The sequence below is a fragment of the Nocardioides oceani genome, from assembly GCF_030412965.1.
GTDB classification, from domain to species: Bacteria; Actinomycetota; Actinomycetes; order Propionibacteriales; family Nocardioidaceae; genus Nocardioides; species Nocardioides oceani.
In genome coordinates this window covers 1-279 of the sequence record NZ_JAUHJQ010000148.1, presented here as the reverse complement: position 1 = coordinate 279, position 279 = coordinate 1, and the positions used below count along the sequence as shown (strand labels likewise).

The following is a 279-nucleotide window of genomic DNA, read 5'->3' as shown; positions in this document are numbered from 1 at the left end:
CTAAGACTGTGCAAAACGATTCATTCTTCAATTTCTTTACTCCACCCACCATTCCCGAAGACACCAAGGAGGAAGACGTCGACGAGGACCTCCGCAACTTGTTGACCAGCGATTTCGAGATTGGCCACTATATCAGAGAACGCGTTGTGCCTAGAGCAGTCCTCTACTTCACTGGTGAGGGTATCGAGGATGAAGAGGACTACGAGGAAGAAGAGGAAGATGAAGATGATGAAGAAGAAGACGGCGATTCAGACACCAACGCCGGAGGCAAGAACCAAG

Annotated in this window: 1 protein-coding gene; it reads left to right on the top strand. The window is 49.5% G+C overall.

The window, feature by feature from the left end; translation table 11 throughout:
• On the top strand, positions 1–279 hold a 279-nt coding region (locus QWY28_RS23615; protein WP_300955348.1), incomplete at both ends, for an NAP domain-containing protein.